Below are 22073 nucleotides of genomic sequence, written 5' to 3'. Positions count from 1 at the left end.
TTAAAATTATATAACTATGTCTGTTACTAATTATAATAATCAGCACCTCACTGATGAGGAGTACACAAAAATTCAAGAGGCTCTCACTTCTATGAAGCAAATCTGTGAAAAATACTTGAAGAATCTTTCTCCTGAAGAAAGAAAAAAGTATGGCAGGGTAAACGAGCAAAACAAGCTACTTGTGAATAAAACATACGATTATCACAAGAATCAGCCCGAACTGCAAGCCCCCGAAGTGAACTGGGAAGAGTTCGAAAAGGACTATGTTTCACGCCAGCGGTTGGAATCTATTGTTGCCGTTTTAGAAAGGCTAAACATCGGGCTTTATAACGCCAAGATAATGCACGACAACGACAATTATCAGGCAGCCCTCACCGATTATTCGTTCGCTTCTTACAAAGCAGGTACTCTCGACCCTAATTTTGAAAAGAAGTACAAAGACCTCAAGCAGTTTTTTATCAAAAATAGAGATAAAGACTCCTCTAAAGAAGTATAAAGTATTTGTTTTCTTTTTTTGCTCTCCATCGGAACCGCTGTAAAACAACTCCGATGGAGTTTTTTAGTAGTACGAACCTCTTTTTTAGCCCTCCATAGGTGTTTTTTAGTCCTCCATAGGATAATTTTACACCAAATTACCACTTCAGAAGCCCTCCGTCGCAGTCTTGTAATACTCCGTTGCGGTCTTGTAATGCTCCGTTGCAGTCTTGTAATGCTCCGTTGTGGTGCATTTGAGGTTCGGAGAGGTAGAATTGAAGTCTGGAGAGGTAAAATTGAAGTCCGAAGGAGTAAAATTGAGGTTCGGAGGAGTAAAATTGAAGTCCAAAGGAGTAAAATTGAGGTTTGGAGGGGTAGAATTGAAGTCCAGAGGGTATCAAGAAGAACTTATAATAGAAAAATTATATTATAATAGGTACAGATGGTATAATTCAGAGACAGGCTGCTACATAAGTCAAGACCCGATAGGGTTGGCGGGAAATAATCCTACATTATACGCTTTCGTAAAAAATTTGAATACGGAAGTTGATGTATTTGGGCTAGATGAAGTTAAACTTACAGAAGGGACAGTTTATAGGACAGGTTCACTTACTGGAAATAATCTCACACCTCGTCCTAAAAAAGATACATCGTCAGGACTATCAGCTTCTTTAGAAGTACCAGTAGATACTAAATATTTATCTATTGATGTAAGTAAGTTAGAGGGAACAGGTTTAGAAGCTGTAAATGATTATGGTAAACATGTTTCTATAAGGCCTGAAAATGATACAGACTATACAAAACTAACCGAATGGGCAGAAACAAGAGGTTCTGAAAAAGAACACGAATATACTAAGACTCTTAAGAAAGTAGCAAAATCATGTATTAAAAGGAAATAATCAATGATTATAAATAAATTAGACCTATTATTAGAAGAATTTTTTAGAAAAGGTATAGAGAAATTCAAATTTAATAAGGAAATTAAAAATATTGAAATTATAAATAGGGAAGAGATAGATGAAAAAGGACGAACAATACAGGTTAAATATCTAGAATTTCTTCTATACAATACTTATCTCAATGAAAAAGATGTTGACTTAATAGATATTGAATTAATGTATACCGTTAATAAAGAGATAATAAATATAGAAGGATGGCTATATCCCTCTGATGGTAAAGTCTTCCGAGAATTTGCTTTGATTGGAACTATTAAAGAGGTAACCTCAAAAATTGAAGAATTTATAAACTCTTGTTATGATATCTATCCTGAAGTAGCTAAATTGTATACCATAGAATCTTTATGGAAGCAAGAGGAGTAAGGCAGACGTATCTGTAAGAGCTACGGCAGTCGGGAATTTTTGTACATTTGGGATAAAAACGTACCTTTGCACGAAATAAAAAGGGAGGGAAAAAGAGAAGATGAATTAACGACGTGGATATTTGAAGGCTTTACCCCGACGGCGAAAATAGTTAAGGGCAAAATCTACAGTATTATAAGTGACTATTTGGGAACGCCGTTGCAAGCCATAGATACGGAAGGAAAATTAATTTGGGAGCGGACGTTAGATATTTACGGAAGAATACGCAAGGAAACCAAAGAAAGAGCTAACTTTGTACCGTTTTTGTATCAGGGGCAATATCTTGATAGCGAGACGGAATTAGTATATAGTATGAGTAGTATAATAGATTGGTTACAAGACTGGACAAAAACTCAAATTGACGGCGACTGGGAACACGAGCAGGGTATTTCTATTGGTATGTTAGATAATCCTGGCTGGATTTTAAGGGCTGATATAAGTAATTATGGCGATTTTTTAAAAGCAAGCGAGCCTTTGGGCAGAGATAATGATGAGGATTGGATAGATTTTGAAATAAAAATAATTGCTAAAACTTATGTCTACATTGAAATTTTTGGGGATATTAACAAGCTGAATCAAATACTTCACTCTTTTAAAGCAATTATCGAAGAATTAGAAGAAATAGAGAAAAGAGGTATTGGAATACTTTCATCTCAAAGAATAAAAGAAATAATAGATTCTGTATCAAAATCATTAGAAAATAAAAGTTGATGGGATTTTCCAATTTCAATTTTATCCATTATATCAAGATTTGTGATAAAACACCGAATAAAATGAGGCTATCTAATAATAGATAGCCTCATTATTTTTTAGATTGATAACAATCTTTTAAAACTTTTTAGAAAAGTTACTTCTATAAAAACCTATCAAATTCTTAGAAGAAGTAACGTTTGAAAGCCTCGATAGCGGCATAGTCAGCGAAGCCTAAATTGCGGTAGCGACGAGCGGTTTCGCTGTTACGAGCTTCGGCGCGTTGCCAGAACTCACGCAAGTCATCTCCTTGGAACATAGCACCATCTTTTTGAGATTGGTGGAAGAAGATAGCTTGACGTTTTTTGAGTACTTGTGCTGGGCTCATAGGTACAGCCATTTCTATTTCGTGGATATCCCATTCGTGCCAAGCTCCGCGGTACAACCATACCCAGCAGTCTTTCATATAATCTTTGTGTTTCAAATTCTTCAAAGCAGCAAAGATAGCGTCAAGACATACTTTGTGAGTTCCGTGAGGGTCGGCGAGGTCACCTGCAGCATAGATTTGGTGAGGTTTTACTTCTTCAATCAAATCCATAATGATTTTGATATCGGCTTCGCCTATAGGGTTCTTTTTCACGCCACCTGTTTCGTAGAAAGGCAAGTTGAGGAAGTGTACGTGTTTATCAGGAACTCCTTCGTAGCGTGTAGCAGCCAATGATTCGTGGCGACGGATGTTGCCTTTGAGTTGGCGTACGAGGAGGCTATCGATTTCGTTGGATTTTTTGTTGGTGATGTTGCTAATAATCTCGTTGATTACAGCTACTTCAGTTTTGTTTTCTTTGGCTATATCTTTGAATACTTCGGCGAATTTAAGCGCTTCGTGGTCGGATACGGCAAAGTTACCGGAAGTTTGGTAAGCTACGTGTACTTCGTGACCTTGAGAAACTAGGCGGTCGAAAGTACCTCCCATAGAAATTACATCGTCATCGGGGTGAGGGCTGAAGATAATTACGCGTTTTTTGTGAGGATGTTCGCGTTCAGGGCGGTTGGTATCATCGGCATTAGGTTTACCACCTGGCCATCCTGTGATGGTGTGTTGCAAGCGGTTGAACATAGCGATGTTCAAATCGTAAGCAGGACCTGATTCTGCCAAGAGTTTGGACATACCATACTCGTTGTAATCGGAATCTGTGAGTTTGAGGATTGTTTTACCCAAGTGTTCGCAAAGCCAAACAATAGCTTTTGCTTTGAGGTCTTCATTCCATTGTACATCGGTAACGAGCCAAGGGGTTTTGATACGAGTAAGATCGGCAGCAGCCTCTTCGTCTAATACAAAAGTAGTGTTTTCGTGAAGTTGAAGATAGCTTGAAGGTACTTCGGCAGTGATATCGCCTTCTACGGCTTTGGCTACGATAGAGGCTTTACTGCTACCCCAAGCGAGCAATACGATGCGGTGTGCTTTTAACACGGTGCGAATACCCATTGTAATGGCTTGACGAGGCACATTGTCGATACCGTGGAAGGTTTCAGCAGCATCAGAACGAGTGATGTGGTCTAGAGTGATGATACGGGTACCAGAATTGCGGTTAGAACCAGGTTCGTTGAAGCCGATGTGACCGGTACGACCGATACCGAGGAGTTGGAAATCGAGTCCGCCACATTCTTCGATTTTTTTGTCGTAATTAGCACAATAAGCTTCTAATTCGTCGTGAGGTACAGTCCCGTTAGGAATATTGATATTTTCTTTAGGGATATCAATATGATTGAAGAGGTGCTCGTGCATAAAGTACCAATAACTTTGTATATCCTGTTTTTCCATTGGATAATACTCGTCTAAGTTGAAGGTAATTACGTTTTTAAAGCTAAGACCTTCTTCTTTGTGCATACGCACGAGTTCGTCGTAAACTTTTACTGGAGAGGAGCCAGTAGCTAAGCCTAATATGCATTTTTTGCCTTCGGCTTGTTTCTTTTTGATAAGGTCGGCGATTTCGTGTGCGACACTAATTGAAGCGGTTACTGAGTTCGAGAAAACAACGTTGTAGATTTTCTCGAAACGAGTTTCCTCAACGGAGCCAGCAGGCTGATGAGCAATTGATGAAACTTCTTTTCTGATATGTGTTCTCATTTTTGTTAATGAATAATTATTATAATTTCAGTTTTGACCCTGCAAAAGTATTTCTTTTTTACAAATTACACAAATAAATTTAACATTTCTTTATAGTATCTTTTTATAGAGCATTCTAAGAACTTAAAGCATAGATAATTTGGTTCATAAATCAAATTATTAAACACCTAATAATCACCATAAAGACGAATTTCTACATTCTCTGAATTAAGTACTACTGAGCTCTTTGTTTGAACCGCAACAGTTGTTTTAATTTACACTATAACTTGTTCCCTCCTTACCGTCTTTGAGTTGAATACCCAATGCAAGGAGTTCATCACGAATTTTATCAGAAAGCGCCCAGTCTTTATTGGCACGAGCTTCCATTCGCATATTGATAAGCAACTGGAGCACGCCGTCGAGTTTGTCGTTATTATTAACCGTTTGTTGCTCACTTTGTAACCCCAATACATCAAAAACAAAAGCATTCATCAGTTCTTTCAAGTCCTTGAGCTCTATTACCGAAATTCTCTCTTCATCATTTTTTACTTGAAATATCCACTTTACAGCTTCAAAGAGATGGGCTATGAGTATAGGTGAATTGAAATCGTCTAACAGTGCATCGTAGCATTTTTGTTTCCATTCGGCTATAGGGAGCGAAGTTGAGAGCTCTGCATCCGTAGTAAGTTCATTCAATATCTTCATCGCTTCCATAAGTCTATTAAAGCCTTTTTCGGCAGCAAGCATAGCTTCGTTAGAAATGTCAAGTACACTACGGTAGTGTGCTTGCATAAAGCAAAAGCGAATAACAGCAGGAGCAAAAGGTTTCTCAAAAAAAGTATTCTCTCCGCTGATGAGTTCCATAGGTAATATATAGTTACCAGTAGATTTACTCATACGTTGCCCGTTCATTGTGAGCATATTAGCGTGCATCCAGTATCGTACGGGACTTTCTCCGTGCCCCGCTTTTCCTTGTGCAATTTCGCATTCGTGGTGTGGGAACTTTAAGTCCATACCGCCTCCGTGAATATCAAATTGGTTACCAAGGTATTTGGTACTCATCACCGTACATTCTAAGTGCCAACCTGGAAAGCCGTCGCCCCAAGGTGATGCCCAACGCATAATGTGGGCAGGAGAAGCTTTCTTCCAGAGCGCAAAGTCCTGAGGATTGCGTTTTTCGCCTTGCCCATCTAAATCACGAGTATTGGCAAAGAGTTCTTCTATATTGCGTCGAGAGAGCTCCCCATAATTGAGTCCGCGTTTGTTGTATTCAAGTACATCGAAGTACACAGAACCATTGCTTTCATAAGCAAATCCGTCTTTTAAGAGTTTTTCGGTAAGCTGTATTTGCTCCAATATATGCCCTGTAGCGGTAGGCTCAATAGTAGGAGGCAGTAAGTTAAATATCTCTAATACTTTGTGGAAATCTACAGTGTATTTCTGTACAATTTCCATAGGTTCGAGTTTTTCGAGACGTGATTGTTTTACAAAGCGGTCGTTGTTCACATCACCGTCATCGGTAAGGTGACCTGCATCGGTAATATTGCGTACATAGCGCACTTTGTAACCTAAGAATTTAAGCGCACGATACACAAAATCAAACGACATAAAGGTGCGCACATTGCCTAAATGCACATTGCTGTATACAGTAGGACCACATACGTACATTCCTACATTGTTTTCGTGTAAGGGTACAAACACTTCTTTTTCTCCTGTTAAGGAATTAAATATTTTTAATTGATGTTCCATTACTGTTATATTATCTACTAATTTGCTAATTTACTAATTTGTCAATTCCCTAATTTTGTATCTCTCTTCGTTACTTTTAGTCTTTAAAATGATTTCTCCCAAAAAGCCTGCAATAAATAGTTGTGTGCCAATGATCATAGTGGTAAGCGCAAGGTAAAACTGAGGTCTATCAGCAATAAGGCGACCGTGTGGATTGATAAATAATTTATCAATACCAAGGTAAGCCGAAAACAAAAAACCTATAAAGAACATCAGTACTCCCAATGCTCCAAAGAAGTGCATCGGGCGTTTACCGAAATGGGATAGAAAACTAATGGTGATAAGGTCTAAAAAACCATTGATAAACCTATTCATACCAAATTTGGTCACACCGTATTTGCGGGCTTGGTGTTGTACAACTTTCTCGGTAATGCGGTTGAAACCAGCGTTCTTTGCCAATACAGGAATATAGCGATGCATCTCACCTGATACTTCAACATTCTTTACAACCTCTTGTTTGTAAGCTTTAAGTCCGCAATTGAAATCGTGGAGAGTGAGACCTGAGGTTTTGCGTGCTGCCCAGTTGAAGAGTTTAGAAGGCAGATTTTTTGCCAATACCGAATCATAACGTTTTTTCTTCCAACCCGATACAAGGTCATACCCCTCTTGGGTAATCATATTATAAAGAGCAGGAATCTCATCTGGACTGTCTTGCAGGTCGGCGTCCATAGTAATCACCACTTCACCTTGTGCTTGTCTGAATCCTGCGTGCAGTGCTTGTGATTTGCCATAATTACGCAAAAAACGAATACCCTGTACATTAGTATCTTTACCCGATAACTCTTTGATTACCTGCCAAGAATTATCAGTACTACCATCGTCTACAAAGATAATTTCATAAGAATAACAATGTTCAGTGAGTACTTTGTGTAGCCACTGATAAAGTTCAGGTAGCGATTCTTGTTCGTTGAGAAGCGGTATAACGATTGATATTTGCATCTTATAACAATTTGAAGTGCAAAAGTAATAAATTAATAATGAATACCAATAAATGTAGCAAATAAATTCATTTTTATCACCATATAACTTGTTTATATGAATGATATAAGGTTAATCACTTTAAAATACGATTTCATAGATAATAACACTGCATTTTCACCTATCAGAGGCTCTTTTACTTAATCTATAGCACTATTTTTCTTCTTTTCTATTAATTTTTTATAAGTTATTTTTACACTTACTATCAAACACTTACAGTTTAATGATGAAAAAACAAACATTTTTTTATTGCCAATATAAAAAAAGGTTGTATCTTAGCACGCTAATTTATATAACAGATACCTATTAATATATTATGACAGAAGGAGAAAAACTGATTCCTGTAGACATCAGCGATGAAATGAAATCTGCCTATATCGATTATTCGATGTCGGTAATCGTTTCACGTGCATTGCCCGATGTTCGTGATGGTTTAAAACCTGTACACCGCCGTGTACTTTACGGTATGTACGATATGGGAGTGCTCAGCAATCGCCCTTATAAAAAGTCGGCTGCTATTGTGGGTGAGGTTCTCGGTAAATACCACCCTCACGGCGATACAGCTGTTTACGATACTATGGTGCGTATGGCACAATATTGGAGTTTACGCTATATGCTTGTAGACGGACAAGGTAACTTCGGTTCAATGGGTGGTGACCCCCCTGCCGCAATGCGTTATACCGAAGCCCGTATGCGTAAATTCTCCGAAGAAATGCTCTCAGATATCGACAAGGAGACAGTTGACCACCAACTTACTTATGACGACTCTCGTGAAGAGCCTATCGTACTCCCTACACGCATCCCTAACCTATTGGTGAACGGTTCAGCAGGTATCGCAGTAGGTATGGCTACCAATATGGCTCCTCATAACCTTAATGAAGTTATCGATGGAACTATTGCTTATATCGACAATAACGATATTGAAATTGATGAACTCATTAAATACATCAAAGCTCCTGATTTTCCTACGGGAGGTATTATCTATGGCTATGAAGGCGTAAAAGAAGCCTTCAAAACAGGACGCGGACGAGTAATCATTCGTGCCAAAGCTGAGTTTCAAGAAATAAAAGGTAAAGATTGTATTGTAGTAACCGAAGTCCCTTATCAAGTCGATACATCTGTGCTTTTGAAAAAAACATCTGACCTCGTAAAAGAAGGTAGGTTAGAGGGTATCACCGATGTACGCGATGAATCAGCTCGTGGTAAAATACGTATCGTTTATATTCTCAAACGCGATGCAGTCCCTAATGTAGTGCTCAACAATCTCTTTAAGCATACCGAGCTACAAACCTCATTTAGTGTTAATAACATCGCCTTAGTAAAAGGGCGCCCTCAGTTGTTAAACCTTAAAGACCTTATCTTTCACTTCGTAGAACACCGTTATGACGTAGTGTATAGACGTACCGACTATGAACTTCGCAAAGCCAAAGAGCGTATTCATATTTTAGAAGGGTATATGAAGGTGATGGCAACCGAGGACACTATGGGTAAAGCTATTGAGATTATCCGTTTCCACGACAAACCTAAAGAAGATTTAATTGCCGAATTCGACCTTACCGATGTACAAGCCGAAGCTATCTTGGCGTTAGCACTACGTCGTATCAATAAGGTTCTTATCCAACAAACAAAAGAAGAATACGAAGAAAAGCTGGCTGAAATACGCGATTTAGAAGATATCTTAGCCCGCAAAGAACGTCGTACCGAAATTATTAAGGAAGAACTACTAGAAATAAAAGAGAAGTATGGCGATGAGCGTCGTTCTACCATTGAATACGCAGGGGGCGAATTCAGTGTAGAAGATATGATTCCTGATGATAAAATGGTAATTACCATTTCACACGCAGGCTATATCAAACGCACTCAGCTTAGTGAATATAAGACCCAAAGCCGTGGCGGTGTAGGACAAAAAGCCTCTACCACACGCGACCAAGATTTCTTAGAACACCTCTTTGTAAGTTCTAATCACCAATATTTATTATTCTTTACTCAAAAAGGTAAGTGTTTCTGGATGCGTGTATACGAAATACCAGAAGGTAGCAAAACTGCCAAAGGTCGTGCTATACAAAACCTTATCAATATCGAATCCGATGATAAGATTAAGGCTTTCGTAAGTGTACAAAACCTCAAAGATGAAGACTACATCAGCAACAATTACCTCATTATGGCTACTAAAAAGGGTATTGTTAAGAAAACGCTTCTCAAAGAATACTCTCGTCCACGCCAGAATGGTATCAATGCCATCACTATTAAAGAAGGTGACGAACTTATCGAAGCAAAACTTACCTCAGGCAGTAGCCAGTTGATGTTAGCCGTGAAATCAGGTCGTGCGATTCGTTTTGCCGAAGAGAAAGTGCGTGCCGTAGGGCGTAATTCGCAAGGGGTTCGTGGTATCGACTTAGATACTGAAAACGATGAGGTAGTAGGTATGATTGCTATTGAAAACCCACGCGAAGAGACTGTATTGGTAGTATCAGAAAACGGTTATGGTAAACGTTCCTATATTGATGACCCCGAAACACACGAAGCCGTATATCGTATTACTAACCGTGGTGGTAAAGGGGTAAAAACCATTTCTATTACCGAGAAAACAGGTCAGTTAGTAGCTATTAAAAGCGTTTTAGAAGGCGAAGATTTGATGATTATCAATAAATCGGGCATTGCTATTCGTTTATCAATCGATACCCTTCGTATTTTAGGACGTGCTACTCAAGGCGTAAAACTCATCAATATCAAAGGTAAAGACTCTATTGCCGCCGTTACTAAGGTAATGAAAGAAGATGACGATGAGAGCACTGAAGAAGCTCCTACTAATGATAATGAACCTTTAAATACTCAGGAATAAAATTTGTGTTCATAATTAATTAAATTAAAAAAGCCCGTAATACTGCGTATTACGGGCTTTTTTCTACCCTAATTTACCCACATTACCTCCGCTATTCCTTTAACCACCGTTCGTCTTTTCTTTATCTGCCCGCGTGGCTCACACCGTTCTTTGTTCGTTCTTTGTTCGTTCTTTGTTCGTTCTTTGTTCGTTCTTTGTTCGTTCTTTGTTCGTTCTTTGTTCGTTCTTTGTTCGTCTTTGTTCGTCTTTTGTTCGTCTTTGTTCGTCTTTTGTTCGTCTTTTGTTCGTCTTTTGTTCGTCTTTTGTTCGTCTTTTGTTCGTCTTTTGTTCGTCTTTTGTTCGTCTTTTGTTCGTCTTTTGTTCGTCTTTTGTTCGTCTTTTGTTCGTCTTTTGTTCGTCTTTTGTTCGTCTTTTGTTCGTCTTTTGTTCGTCTCACTTTTCCGTTACTACACTCCCTCTCCTTGGGAGAGGGTTGGGGAGAGGATATTTTGTTCGTCTTTTGTTTATCTGCCCGTGCGGCTCGCACCGTCTTTTGTTTATCTGCCTGTCGTGCTACGACTGCCTGTGCGGCTCGCACTATCTACCTGTTGTGCTACAACCTCGCATTGTTTTACCTTTTACCTTTTACCTTTTTACCTTTTACCTATAATTAGTATTGTGATATCAAATAGCTTAGTCCCTCTCAACTTATAGAAATGAAAAAAACTAATATTTTTTTGTTACATATATTAAATTTTGTACTTTTGGCGTTAAATTATAAAACCAACGCTTATTATGGCAATGCACAACGATTTAGGAAATGAAGGAGAACAAGATGCCGTAAACTTCCTAATGGAAAAAGGTCATACTATTTTAGAACGCAATTTTAGGTTTGGGCACGCCGAGATTGATATCATTTCGCAAAAAGGTAATATTTTGCATATCACAGAAGTAAAAACACGTAGCTCAAGTGCTTATGGTGAACCCGAGAGCTTTGTAAATCAGCAAAAGATAGAACTATTAGTGAAAGCTACCGATTTTTATATAAAGAAAAAAGACTTAGATGTAGAAATACAATTCGATATTATATCCATCGTAAAAAACAATGCAGAATTTAGCTTAAACTACATAGAAGACGCTTTTTATCCTTTTTAATGATTTATGCCCCCAATCACTTTTAAATAAATTTATAATATCCAATACAAATGAAAACAATAGCATCAGCCGTCGAGCACTATATCAAATCAAAACCTTTCTTGCAAACCGCTCTTTCAGAAGGGATTATTAACCTTACTTCTTTGGCTCGTATCATACGTAAGGATATACAAGCTGAAACTACTCAGCGTGAAGTGCGCAATGGGGCTATTGTTATGGCTCTCAAACGCCTTTCAGTAGATATGGAGTTTCGCTCTACTCATCGTATTGTAAAAGTATTGAAGAATATAGGCGATATTATTGTTCGTTCAAATTTAACCGACTATACTTTCTTAACCTCTGAAACCTTTATGAATGCTCAGGCTCAGCTACTCAATAAAATCAAAAATAATAGAGATATCTTCTACGCTACTACTCGTGGGGTAAATGAAGCAAATATTATTGTCAGTAACTCAATGGAGTCTATTGTTGAGAATATCTTTAAGAAGGAACGCATTTTGCACAAATTCACCGATTTAGGAGCTATCAGTGTAAAACTTCCCGAAGAAAACGTCTCAGTATCGGGCATTTATTATTTTATATTTCAACGTTTGGCTTGGGAGGGAGTGAATATGAACGAGGTGATTTCTACCGCCAACGAATTTACTATCGTAATCCCCGAAAACCACATCGATATAGCTTTCAAAGTAATTAAAGATTTAAAATTATTATAAAAATAAATGGTTAGAGTTAGATTTGCTCCCAGTCCTACGGGAGCATTGCATATCGGAGGCGTACGTACCGCCCTATTTAATTATTTGTTCGCCAAAAAGCACGGCGGTGATTTCTTACTTCGCATAGAAGATACCGACCAAAATCGCTATGTTGAAGGCGCAGAACAGTACATCATAAATTCCCTCAATTGGTTAGGTCTTACTTACGACGAGGGAGTAGGCAAAGAAGGCAAACACGCCCCTTATCGCCAAAGTGAACGCAAACCGTTATACAAACAATATGCCGATACCCTTATCAATAACGGTTGGGCATACTACGCTTTTGATACTGCTGAGGCATTAGATACATCTCGCAAGGAAGCAGAAGCCAAAGGAGAGACCTTTATATACAATTGGGCAACACGTGATGCATTGCAAAACTCACTTTCACTTAGCAAAGAAGAAGTACAACAACGCTTAGAGCGTGGCGATGAGTATGTGATTCGCTTTAAAATGCCACATAACGAACAGCTAAAAATGAACGATATGATTCGTGGTGAAGTAACTATTGATACGAGTACCTTAGACGATAAAGTGCTCTTTAAAAGCGACGGAATGCCTACTTACCACTTGGCAAATATCGTAGACGATCACTTAATGGAAATCACTCACGTGATACGCGGAGAAGAGTGGCTGCCTTCTATGGCATTGCACCTTTTGCTCTATCGTGCTTTTGGTTGGCAAGCCCCTGCTTTTGCACACTTACCTCTTATCCTCAAACCGGTGGGTAATGGTAAGCTCAGCAAGCGTGACGGTATCAAATTAGGCTTCCCTGTCTTCCCAATGGATTGGACAGAGAATGGCGAAACCCTCAAAGGTTTTAGTGGAGAAGGGTATTTCCCCGAAGCACTTATCAATTTTTTAGCACTCTTGGGTTGGAATCCTGGTACCGATAAAGAAATCTTCACTGTCGAGCAACTCGTGCAACTCTTCGATTTGGAAAAAGTACATAAGGCAGGTGCTCGCTTTGACCCTGAGAAGATAAAATGGTTCAACCACCAATACCTACAAATGAAGCCTAATGCAGAATTAGCTACCCTTTTCCAAAAAGACCTTACCCAAAGAGGCATTACAGTTCCGATGGCTACGATAGAGAAAGTAGTTGGTCTCATCAAAGAGCGTGCTACCTTTGTGAGTGATTTTTGGGAACTTAGCAAATTCTTTTTTGAAGCTCCTGCTCAGTACGACAAAAAGGCACTCAAAAAACAATGGAAAGAGCAAACTCCTGAAATCGTAAAAGAAGTAAGTGAGGTACTTAAAAACACATCTAACTTCACCTCAGTAGCTTTAGAAGAAGCAGTAAAACAATATATGGAAACTAAAAGCTTAGGCTTCGGACAAGTGATGCCTCCGTTGCGTTTAGCCTTAGTAGGTGAACTCAAAGGACCTCACGTATTCGATATTATAGAAGTGATTGGCAAAGAGGAAACACTACGCCGTTTAGACGCACTTCTTTCAGCAGAAAAGTAACATATATAGAGCAGATAGCAACTTAAAATAAGCCTGTATGAAAAGTTTTTCATACAGGCTTATTTTATTCTGATAATATGAATCGTGTTTGATGAGGTACTTTATAGCGTTTGTATCTACTGCAAATTGTAAGTGTTTCCATCGTTAATTATTACCACACCATACTTAGTGAAATGCGTTTGCGCACTTCGTCTTTCTCTATAACTTTTACTTGCACTTGTTGGTGGAGTTTAACTACTTCATTTACATCAGAGACATAACCTTCTTTCAGTTGAGAGATGTGTACCAATCCACTTTCTTTAACACCTATATCCACAAAACAACCAAAGGCAGTAATATTATTTACTATACCAGGCAATATCATTCCTATACGCACATCATCAAAGGTTTTTACATTAGGGTCGAAGGCAAAGGCTTTAGCAGTAGTACGAGGGTCGAGCCCTGGTTTTTCTAATTCCTTTAATACGTCCTTCAAATAAAGTTCACCCACCTTATCTGTTTTGTACTTTTGAATATCAATAGTGGCAATAGCTTGCTTGTTACCTATAAGTTGTGCAACTGAGATACCCGTGTCCTTTGCCATTTGTTTGATAATAGGATAGGCTTCAGGGTGTACTGCTGAATTGTCGAGCGGGTTCTCACTATTATGTACGCGTAAGAAAGCTACTGCCTGCTGGTATACTTTATCACCCAAACGAGGTACCTTTTTTAAGTCTTCTCGCTTACTAAAAGCACCATTAGCCGAGCGGTAAGCTACTATGTTTTCAGCCATCTTCTCCCCTATTCCTGATACATAACTGAGTAGTGATTTGCTTGCTGTGTTGAGGTTTACCCCTACCTTATTCACGCAACGCACTACGGTTGCATCGAGCTCCTCTTTCAATAACGACTGGTTTACATCGTGTTGGTATTGACCTACTCCTATGCTCTTAGGGTCTATCTTCACTAATTCAGCTAATGGGTCGGCAAGACGCCTGCCTATGGATACTGCCCCACGTACAGTTACATCGTAATCGGGGAACTCATCGCGAGCTATTTTAGAAGCTGAATAGACCGATGCTCCTGCTTCACTCACCACAAATACTTCTACCTTTTTAGGGAAAGCAATACTTCTTACAAACGACTCTGTTTCACGAGAAGCAGTACCATTGCCTATACTAATGGCTTGGATATTGTATTGAGAAACCATTGTGTTGAGCTTTTTAGTAGCCATAGTGATATCATTTTGGGGAGCGTGAGGGTAGATAACATCGTGATGCAAAAGGTCGCCTTTTTCATCTAAGCACACTACCTTACAACCTGTACGATATCCTGGGTCAATAGCCAAAATGCGCTTTTCACCCAAAGGAGACGCTAATAACAACTGTGAGAGGTTCTCGGCAAACACACTGATAGCTTTCGTATCGGCTTTATCTTTTGCCTCTTGTAGTGTTTCGTTGGAAATAGAAGGCTCTAATAAGCGTTTGTAGCTGTCTTTTACCGTTTTCTTCAAGAAATCGGCTACTTCTCCCCTACTCTTTATGATGTTTTCTTCCATAAAAGGTAAGGTTTCTTCATTATCTACTTGTACTTTTAGTTTTACAAATCCTTCTTTTTCAGCACGCAACATTGCTAATACACGGTGAGAGGGCGCTTTGTTAAGGGCTTCTTCCCAATCGAAATACTGAGCGTATTTCTGAGCTTCTTCCTCTTCGTTTTTACCTTTGACTACTTCGCTACTGATAATTGCTTTGCGCTGGAATATTCGGCGAAGAGTGCGACGTATAAACGTATTCTCGTTAATCCATTCAGCTATAATATCCGAAGCCCCTTGTAAAGCTTCTTCTTCACTAGGTACTTTATCGGAAAGATAACGCCCTGCTAATAGTTCCAAATCGGTTACACGCTGACTCATTATCTGTTTTGCAAGAGGTTCTAAGCCGTTTTCTTTGGCTACATCAGCTTTAGTTTTACGTCGTTTTTTGTAAGGCAGGTATAGGTCTTCTAATTCATTGAGCTCAAAAGAGTTCTCAATATGTTTGCGCAATTCGTCTGTAAGCTTTCCTTGTTCTTCAATAGAAGAGAGAATCGTTTCTTTGCGCTTACAGATATTGTCGTAATCAGCTTGGGATTTGGCTATATGCTCAATGGCTACTTCATCTAAATTCTGAGTGCTATCTTTTCGATAGCGTGCAATGAAGGGAATAGTACAGCCTTCGGTTAATAGTGAAAGTGTGTTTTCAATAGCTTTTTCAGGTAGTTGTGTTTGGGCTTTTATATATTGAATGTTTGTCATACTAATGTGTTATCGATTTAACAGTGTTTTTAAATTGAAGGTGCAAAGATATTGAAGAATTAGCAGATTAGCAAATGTCTTTTAATACCACAATGTCAATAATGCCAATAATACTAAATCAATGACAGTGCGAGGTCGTAGCACGACAGGCAAATAAACAATAAACGAACAAAATATCCTCTCCCCAGTCACATACTCTCCTATTCGGAGACTTCTCCCAAGGAGAGGGAGTGTAGTAACGGAAAAGTGAGATAAACAATAAACGAACAATGAACGAAGGATAACAAGAGTAAAAATATATCTAAACTGTATATAAAGTGATGCTTTGGTAGAGAAAACTTATTTTTTTGAAATAATATTTCGCTCTTTTAAAAAAAAGTAGTACTTTCGCACTCTGTAACAGCACTTATGAAAAAGTATGAAAAGAGTTTTACTATACAGTAGTTTTTTAGTTGTTTTTTTGCTATATTTAGCTTGTACACCTAATGCTAATACCTATTATAACCGTCAGATGCAACCTATTGTTACCAAGTATAATGTACTGTTCAATGGGGAGGAAGCATATGCCAAAGGTCTTAATGAACTACGCGAAAAATATCAAGATAATTTTAGTGAAATTCTACCCGTAGAGCCTATTGGTATGACAGGAAAAGTGCAATTAGATGGTACAGGTAATGCTGATTTTCAACGTGCTGAAGAAAAAGCTATTAAAACCATTCAGAAACACTCTATGGTTTTTAAAGGAGTACAACGCAACTATAAAATTGACGACGCTTATATGTTACTCGGTCAAGCTCGTTATTACGATGAGCGTTTCTTTCCTGCCTTAGAGGCTTTCAATCACCTGCTTACAAACTACGGAACGAGCGAGCGTATTCCTGAGGCAGCGGTTTGGGCACAAAAAGCTAATCTCCGTTTAGGTAAAGATAAAATTGCCATAGAAAAACTCACTGAATTTTTAAAAGAGAATCCTAAATTACGCAAAAATGATAGAGCTGAAGCCTATGCTACCTTAGGACAGGCTTATATCAACCAAGAACAATATCCTGAGGCTGCCGATGCGCTTTACAATGCTGGTAAATACACTCGTAATAAGGCTTTACGCGGTAGATATTACTTTATTGCAGCTCAGCTTTATGAAAAACAGCATCAAAAAGACTCTGCCGAAGTAGCTTTTGAAAAGGTTGTGAAGCAAAACTGGAAGATTCCGCGTAAGCTATGGGTAGAAGCCCAAGCAGGAAAGGCTCGCAACAAAACATTCACCCCTAAAGAAAAGGCTGATTTTTTGGCTTACCTTACCAAACTTGAACGCCGTTATGAGCACAAAAACTATCTCGATGTGCTTTACTACACTCACGGCGAACTTTTAAAAGACGATGATAAGCGTTTGGCTACCGATTTTTATCGCAGTTCTCTTTCCAACAATAAGAATAACAATCCGTTAAAAGCAAAAGCTCATACACGTCTCTCTGAATTATTTTTTGACCAAAAAGACTACACGGGAGCTTATCAACATTTGGATAGTACTCTTACTTATATCCCTGAACATACCTTTGAACATCTTTTTATTCGCAGAAAAAGAGATAACTTGTCCAAGATTGCTGAGTTAGAATACGTCGTTAAGAAAAATGATAGCGTTTTAAAAGTTATGCGCTTGCCAGAGACAGAACGTCGTGCGTATTACCAAAAACATATCGATTCTGTACAGAAAGCAATTGCTCTTCGCACACAAAAGCAACACAATAAAAAGGTTGCCAATACAGGTATAGGGGTAACGATGCCCGATGCTACTACTGAAAAGGGTGGCAAATTCTATTTCTACAATCCGATGAGTGTAGCTTATGGGAAACAACAGTTTCAACAATATTGGGGAGACCGCAAATTGGAGGATAACTGGCGTTGGTCGAGTATGGGAAATGCTACTGTGGCGAACCTCACTGTCTCAGCTACTACACAACAAATAGCTGAAAAAGAAGTAGAAACTCCCGATACTTATCTTTCTCAACTTCCTAAGACCGAAGCCGAAATCGCTCAACTTAACATCGATAGAAATAAAGCTTTGTACCAGTTGGGCGTGCTCTATCGCTCTAAATTCAGTGAAAATGAATTGGCTATACAACGTTTAGAACGTGTTCTTGCCAACAATCCTTCTCCCGAATTAGAAGTAGTTACACTTTATGAGCTCCAAAAGAATTACACTGATACTCATAACCCCAAAGCTGAAACCATCAAAGGGCGACTACTCGCTAACTATCCTAATACCGATTATGCAAAACTATTGCAAGGAAGCGAAACCTCACAACAAGAGCGCAATAAACAGGCACAAGTTTTTGTTGATACCCTTATGGCTCGATACAATCGCGGTGAAATTATCGAGACGGCTCACCAGTTGCAAACAGAAGGGGCGCAGTATCGTGAAACTTCAGTAGCACCTGCTATCGCACTGTTGCAAGCCAAAACAACGGCACGTTTAGAGGGGCTTGCTCCTTACCAAGCGCAGTTACAACAGATAGCGACTAACTATCCTGCCACTGCTGAAAGTGAAGAGGCTAAAAATCTATTAGATGAGCTTAAAGATGTAGAAACCGAAGATTTTGTTACTGACGATAAGGCTACGAAATGGAAAGTAGTCATTACAGGTACGGTTTCCGAGACACGTACAACTATAAAAGAACAACTTACCCAGAAATTAAAGGCAATTTCTGAAGTACTCACCCTTTCAGAAGACCTCTATAATGCCGATGAAACTTGGTTGGTAGTTCATAATATCCGCGATGCTTATTCAGCTCAGAGCATTGTTACTGATTTGAAAGAGTTCTTGGAGAAAAACAAACTATCTGCTTTTGTTATAGCCACTGAAAACTACCGATTGGTACAAATTCGCAAAGACAAAGAAAAATTCTTGGAGAAAGAAAAGAATGAAAACTAAGTCAGCTTATAGTATTTGTTGCTTTATGGCTTGTCATTCATCTTTATTTTAGTATCTTTGCGCCTCATTTAGCAAAAAAACAATATGAAATTAAAACACGCATTCCTTATTATTCTGTTGGTACTTATCATCGACCAATGGAGCAAAATATACATCAAAACACACTTTATCCTCAACGAAGCCGTAACCGTTTTCAGTTGGTTTCAAATATACTTTGTAGAAAACGAAGGTGCAGCTTGGGGTACTAAAATTCCCGGCGAATACGGCAAACTCATTCTTACCCTCTTTCGCATTGTAGCGGTAATAGGTATCGGCTATTGGCTGGTATCGGCAGTGAGAAAGCAACAACCTAAGATACTTATCATTTGCATTTCTTTGATATTGGCAGGAGCACTGGGCAATATCATCGATTCGGTGTTTTACGGCATAATTTTCGACCATAGTTATGGTAACATTGCTACCCTATTTGCCGAAAATCCTTACGGAACCCTCTTGCACGGCAAAGTGGTGGATATGTTCTACTTCCCTATTATCGATACTACACTTCCCAGCTGGGTACCCATTTGGGGAGGCGAACGCTTTCGTTTTTTTGAGCCCGTGTTCAATGTGGCTGACTCTGCAATATGTATAGCAGTGGGGCTGATGATTTTATATCACAAAAAGATATTTCCTAAAAACTAAATGAATACAAAAACACTTGAAGACTTAGAGTTCCCCATTGTACTCTCTCATTTGTCTGACCTTTGCCTTACTGAACTCGGCAAGAAATACGCCTTACGTATCAAGCCTTTCGACAATCAGGAGAGCCTGTTATTGGCACTGAATCAAACCAATGAATACCTATCGTCTTTTGATAATAACAACACAATCCCTTCACACTATTGCGAATCTATCACTTCCGAAATTAAACTTCTATCTATTGAAAACGCCTTGTTAGAAGTGTCGAGCATTAGGAAGATTCATCGTATCAGCGAGGTTGTAAATACCCAAATTCTCTTCTTTAAGAAGTTCAAAACGCTATACCCTACCCTTTTCGAAACGGCTGATAGTATCGAGTATACTACCGAACTGCTGAACGCTATCGATAAAGTGCTGGACAAGTACGGCGAGATAAAAAACGAAGCCTCTCCTACACTTGGCAATATACGTCGCGAGCTGAGTGCCTTGAAAGGAAAACTCAACGAAAGTTTCAATCGTGCTCTCGCCGAGTATAACACTGCCGACTATCTCGATGATATCCGCGAGACCGTAGTAGAAAACCGCCGCGTGCTGGCAGTGAAAGCAATGTACCGCCGAAAAGTACAAGGCACCGTATGGGGGAGCTCAAAAACGGGTAGCATAGTGTATATAGAACCGCGACAAACCGAAATCTACTCTCGCGAACTCTCCAATCTGCTTTATGACGAAAAAGAGGAAATCCAGCGTATATTAAGAGAACTTACCGCCTTTATCAGTCAGTTTGCCGACCTGCTGAAAGACTATCAGCAATACATCACAGCCGTTGATATTATTTGCGCCAAAGCCAAGTACGCTCACCAAATGAATGCACTTTTGCCAGAAATCACTCAGGAGCGCGAACTATTCCTCCGTGAAGCATACCACCCTTTGCTGTATCTAAACAATGCCAAAAAAGGTGTTACTACCTTCCCTCAAACCATAGAACTGAATGATGAAAATCGTATTATCGTCATCTCGGGACCTAATGCGGGCGGAAAGAGTATTACGCTTAAAACCATTGGCTTATTGCAATTGATGTTACAAAGTGGAATGCTCGTTCCGGTACATCATCGTTCTAAAATGTGTTTATTTGAACGTATTCTTACCGATATCGGCGATAACCAATCTATTGAAAACCACCTTAGCACATACAGCTACCGACTCAAAAATATGAATTACTTCCTCAAAAAGTGCAACCACCGCACCTTGTTTTTGATAGATGAGTTCGGGACAGGTAGCGACCCCGAATTAGGAGGTGCTTTGGCTGAAATATTCTTAGAAGAGTTCTACCACCGAAAGGCTTTTGGGGTGATTACCACCCATTACACCAATTTAAAAATGTTGGCAGATGAATTGCCCCACGCGAGCAATGCCAATATGCTTTTCAACGATAAAACCTTAGAGCCCATCTATAAGCTAATAATAGGCGAAGCGGGAAGTTCTTTCACTTTTGAAGTGGCGCAGAAAAACGGCATTCCGTTTAGCCTCATCAATCGGGCTAAGAAAAAAATAGAGAAAGGAAAAGTGCGTTTTGATGCCACTATCGCCAAATTGCAGAAAGAGCGCTCCAAAATGGAAAAAACTGCCGAAACCCTGAAAGATGAGGAAACCAAAGCCCGCGAAGAAGCCAAACGCTTGGAGGAACTCAATGATAAAGTAAAAAGCAAGCTCGTAAATTATCAAGAACTCTATGACCAAAGCCAACGTATGATTACCTTAGGTAGTAAGGTAGACCAGATAGCCGAACGTTATTTCTACGATGGTAAGCGTCGCCCTTTGGTATCCGAATTTCTTAAACTCATTGAAATGGAAAATGCCAAGCGCAAACAAATGAGCAAAGAGGAACGCACCAAGCAAAAAGAGGAGAAAAAAACTACTACCGAAGAAGTTCATAAGCAAATGGAGGCTATCCGCCAGCAACGCAAAGAAGAGAAGAAAGAGCGCATTGCCCAAGAACGCGCCGAAAAGGAAAAGCTACAACGCGCCCTTTCAGTAGGCGACCGTGTGCGCATTAAAGACAGCCGGAGTGTGGGAAGTATCGATAAGATTGAAAAAGGCAAAGCCATAGTAAATTACGGGGCGTTTACTACCTCTGTTTCTTTGGACGAATTGGAGCTCGTACAGAAAATCCGATAAAGTTCAACTTACCGAAAAGGCACCTTATTAATATTTCAAAAAAGTGATTGTTTTTTGAACAATCACTTTTTAAGTTCTTTATCTTTTTAAAGTGGATAGAAAGTCACTTTTTGTGTTGCCGAACTTTATAAAATCAATAGTGAGCCACTTTTTGAATAGTTTAACTTTGTAAAGTTACAAAAAAGTGTATTTTTTTATGTTTTTCTATTCTTAGGAGGTTAAAACAGGGAAGATTTTACAAATTGAATACATTAGTTTAACATAAAAATTAGCTATTTCAGTAGTTTTTGCAGTATTAACTTTGCCAAAGTTTGAAACTTTGGCAAAGTTGAATCAAATATAATACAAACACCATAAGCTAATATTGATTTTTTATATATCAATAAAAAACTTTGAAAATAATTTTGGATATAAAAAAAGGAA

General features: G+C 39.0%; 16 protein-coding genes. 11 read left to right on the top strand and 5 right to left on the bottom strand.

What is annotated here, in order from left to right; all coding sequences use genetic code 11:
* Positions 1–16 precede the first annotated feature (16 nt).
* The 4 genes from C3V44_RS01960 to C3V44_RS12170 all read left to right on the top strand — a co-directional run bounded on the left by C3V44_RS01960 (position 17) and on the right by C3V44_RS12170 (position 2543).
* Positions 17–496, top strand: a complete 480-nt coding sequence (locus C3V44_RS01960; RefSeq protein WP_106095337.1) for a hypothetical protein — start codon at positions 17–19, stop codon at positions 494–496.
* 274 nt (positions 497–770) lie between these two features.
* A complete protein-coding gene (locus C3V44_RS01955; protein WP_254425450.1) occupies positions 771–1373 on the top strand; it encodes an RHS repeat-associated core domain-containing protein in 603 nt (200 codons plus the stop codon).
* Positions 1374–1376: 3 nt separating this feature from the next.
* A complete protein-coding gene (locus tag C3V44_RS01950; protein ID WP_016479501.1) occupies positions 1377–1793 on the top strand; it encodes a hypothetical protein in 417 nt (138 codons plus the stop codon).
* 66 nt (positions 1794–1859) lie between these two features.
* Positions 1860–2543, top strand: a complete 684-nt coding sequence (locus C3V44_RS12170; RefSeq protein WP_254425449.1) for an Imm53 family immunity protein — start codon at positions 1860–1862, stop codon at positions 2541–2543.
* 163 nt (positions 2544–2706) lie between these two features.
* On the opposite strand, the gene nagB is transcribed toward C3V44_RS12170, so the two are convergent.
* The 3 genes from nagB to C3V44_RS01930 all read right to left on the bottom strand — a co-directional run bounded on the left by nagB (position 2707) and on the right by C3V44_RS01930 (position 7356).
* Entirely contained in the window at positions 2707–4650 is a 1944-nt protein-coding gene (nagB, locus tag C3V44_RS01940) for a glucosamine-6-phosphate deaminase (protein WP_106095335.1), read from the bottom strand.
* A 249-nt stretch (positions 4651–4899) separates the two neighbouring features.
* The gene (gene cysS, locus C3V44_RS01935) at positions 4900–6378 is read right to left on the bottom strand and encodes a cysteine--tRNA ligase (protein ID WP_106095334.1); all 1479 of its coding nucleotides are present in this window, start codon (positions 6376–6378) and stop codon (positions 4900–4902) included.
* Positions 6379–6411: 33 nt separating this feature from the next.
* Positions 6412–7356 carry a glycosyltransferase family 2 protein gene (locus tag C3V44_RS01930; RefSeq protein WP_106095333.1) on the bottom strand — a complete coding sequence of 315 codons (945 nt, stop codon included), beginning with the start codon at positions 7354–7356 and terminating at the stop codon, positions 6412–6414.
* 355 nt (positions 7357–7711) lie between these two features.
* Between C3V44_RS01930 and gyrA the strand changes: the two genes are divergently transcribed.
* Positions 7712–10237, top strand: coding sequence for a DNA gyrase subunit A (gene gyrA / locus C3V44_RS01925; RefSeq protein WP_009419938.1), 2526 nt, complete (start codon positions 7712–7714; stop codon positions 10235–10237).
* A gap of 121 nt (positions 10238–10358) precedes the next feature.
* Here gyrA and C3V44_RS12015 read toward each other — a convergent pair whose 3' ends face one another.
* Complete coding sequence (locus C3V44_RS12015; RefSeq protein ID WP_164996598.1) at positions 10359–10814, bottom strand: hypothetical protein; 456 nt, start codon at positions 10812–10814, stop codon at positions 10359–10361.
* Between the two features lie 197 nt (positions 10815–11011).
* On the opposite strand from C3V44_RS12015, the gene C3V44_RS01910 reads away from it, so the two are divergent.
* From C3V44_RS01910 to gltX, 3 genes are read left to right on the top strand one after another with little or no spacing between them, the layout of a single operon-like run.
* Positions 11012–11371, top strand: a complete 360-nt coding sequence (locus C3V44_RS01910) for a YraN family protein (RefSeq protein WP_106095332.1) — start codon at positions 11012–11014, stop codon at positions 11369–11371.
* A gap of 50 nt (positions 11372–11421) precedes the next feature.
* On the top strand, positions 11422–12084 hold the full coding sequence (locus tag C3V44_RS01905; protein ID WP_009411092.1) for a hypothetical protein: 663 nt from the start codon (positions 11422–11424) through the stop codon (positions 12082–12084).
* A gap of 6 nt (positions 12085–12090) precedes the next feature.
* Positions 12091–13593: a glutamate--tRNA ligase gene (gene gltX / locus C3V44_RS01900; protein ID WP_106095331.1), complete on the top strand. Its 1503-nt coding sequence runs from the start codon at positions 12091–12093 to the stop codon at positions 13591–13593.
* Positions 13594–13744: 151 nt separating this feature from the next.
* On the opposite strand, the gene C3V44_RS01895 is transcribed toward gltX, so the two are convergent.
* Positions 13745–15868, bottom strand: coding sequence for a Tex family protein (locus tag C3V44_RS01895; protein ID WP_106095330.1), 2124 nt, complete (start codon positions 15866–15868; stop codon positions 13745–13747).
* Positions 15869–16286: 418 nt separating this feature from the next.
* Here C3V44_RS01895 and C3V44_RS01890 point away from each other — a divergent pair, with 418 nt between their 5' ends.
* The 3 genes from C3V44_RS01890 to C3V44_RS01880 all read left to right on the top strand — a co-directional run bounded on the left by C3V44_RS01890 (position 16287) and on the right by C3V44_RS01880 (position 21650).
* Positions 16287–18797 carry a hypothetical protein gene (locus tag C3V44_RS01890; RefSeq protein WP_106095329.1) on the top strand — a complete coding sequence of 837 codons (2511 nt, stop codon included), beginning with the start codon at positions 16287–16289 and terminating at the stop codon, positions 18795–18797.
* Between the two features lie 84 nt (positions 18798–18881).
* Positions 18882–19478, top strand: a complete 597-nt coding sequence (locus C3V44_RS01885; protein WP_009411097.1) for a lipoprotein signal peptidase — start codon at positions 18882–18884, stop codon at positions 19476–19478.
* A complete protein-coding gene (locus C3V44_RS01880; RefSeq protein WP_106095328.1) occupies positions 19479–21650 on the top strand; it encodes a DNA mismatch repair protein MutS in 2172 nt (723 codons plus the stop codon).
* The last annotated feature ends 423 nt before the right edge of the window (positions 21651–22073 follow it).

Origin of the sequence: Capnocytophaga sp. oral taxon 864, from assembly GCF_002998835.1 — a bacterium.
GTDB classification, from domain to species: domain Bacteria; phylum Bacteroidota; class Bacteroidia; order Flavobacteriales; family Flavobacteriaceae; genus Capnocytophaga; species Capnocytophaga ochracea.
The sequence above is the reverse complement of the archived record's forward strand: the minus strand, read 5'-3'. Positions and strand labels throughout refer to the sequence as shown.

Coding starts and splice junctions, on each gene's coding strand:
- C3V44_RS01960 (WP_106095337.1), top strand. CDS start 17: ATGTCTGTTACTAATTATAATAATCAGCACCTCACTGATGAGGAGTAC.
- C3V44_RS01950 (WP_016479501.1), top strand. CDS start 1,377: ATGATTATAAATAAATTAGACCTATTATTAGAAGAATTTTTTAGAAAA.
- nagB (WP_106095335.1), bottom strand. CDS start 4,650: ATGAGAACACATATCAGAAAAGAAGTTTCATCAATTGCTCATCAGCCT.
- cysS (WP_106095334.1), bottom strand. CDS start 6,378: ATGGAACATCAATTAAAAATATTTAATTCCTTAACAGGAGAAAAAGAA.
- C3V44_RS01930 (WP_106095333.1), bottom strand. CDS start 7,356: ATGCAAATATCAATCGTTATACCGCTTCTCAACGAACAAGAATCGCTA.
- gyrA (WP_009419938.1), top strand. CDS start 7,712: ATGACAGAAGGAGAAAAACTGATTCCTGTAGACATCAGCGATGAAATG.
- C3V44_RS01910 (WP_106095332.1), top strand. CDS start 11,012: ATGGCAATGCACAACGATTTAGGAAATGAAGGAGAACAAGATGCCGTA.
- C3V44_RS01905 (WP_009411092.1), top strand. CDS start 11,422: ATGAAAACAATAGCATCAGCCGTCGAGCACTATATCAAATCAAAACCT.
- gltX (WP_106095331.1), top strand. CDS start 12,091: ATGGTTAGAGTTAGATTTGCTCCCAGTCCTACGGGAGCATTGCATATC.
- C3V44_RS01895 (WP_106095330.1), bottom strand. CDS start 15,868: ATGACAAACATTCAATATATAAAAGCCCAAACACAACTACCTGAAAAA.
- C3V44_RS01890 (WP_106095329.1), top strand. CDS start 16,287: ATGAAAAGAGTTTTACTATACAGTAGTTTTTTAGTTGTTTTTTTGCTA.
- C3V44_RS01885 (WP_009411097.1), top strand. CDS start 18,882: ATGAAATTAAAACACGCATTCCTTATTATTCTGTTGGTACTTATCATC.
- C3V44_RS01880 (WP_106095328.1), top strand. CDS start 19,479: ATGAATACAAAAACACTTGAAGACTTAGAGTTCCCCATTGTACTCTCT.